The sequence below is a fragment of the Vibrio sp. 1249-1 genome (assembly GCF_033340495.1).
Genome location: NZ_JAWOWJ010000721.1, coordinates 1 through 630, shown reverse-complemented (window position 1 = coordinate 630; position 630 = coordinate 1). Strand labels below are relative to the sequence as shown.

The following is a 630-nucleotide window of genomic DNA, read 5'->3' as shown; positions in this document are numbered from 1 at the left end:
CGACAAGCCAAACTGAGAGTAGATGCTCAGCCGAGCCAACTCATCTACAAGGAGGGGCGAAACCTCAACCGCAAACAGATGAGTGAACTTCTGACGGGGAGTTATCTGCACAAGCACCAGAATATCTTGATCACAGGCCCAACAGGTGCTGGCAAAACCTATCTTGGTTGCGCTCTGGCAACCAGTGCCTGCGACCAACGGCAAACCGTCAGGTACTACCGATTAACTCGCTTGCTTGATGATCTGACCGCAGGTCGTCTGGATGGTAGCTATCAAAAACAACTTCAGTCGCTGGCTAAGAAAGGCTTACTACTCCTCGACGACTGGGGGATGGAAAAACTGACTCAAGAGCATGCGGGTCACTTGTTAGAAGTGCTGGAAGACCGCTACCAAAACAGCAGCACAATCGTCATCAGTCAGTTACCTGTAAAGGAGTGGTACAACATGATCGGCAACGCCACCGTCGCAGACGCGCTCATGGATAGGCTGGTACACAATAGTCATCGAATAGAACTGGGCGGTGAGTCAATGAGAAAACTGGCGCAATCCGATCACTTAGAGTAAAAATAGGAAGAGAGAAAAATGGCAGGATCAGGTGATCGGAATAAACCGAAACGAGCGATCGCAATC

At 50.0% G+C, this 630-nt stretch carries 1 protein-coding gene; it reads left to right on the top strand.

The genetic code is table 11. The annotated features are described in order from the left end of the window. On the top strand, window positions 1-564 hold a 564-nt coding region (gene istB, locus R7Z50_RS28550; RefSeq protein WP_318149887.1), incomplete at its 5' end, for an IS21-like element ISVch3 family helper ATPase IstB. Between the last annotated feature and the right edge of the window lie 66 nt (window positions 565-630).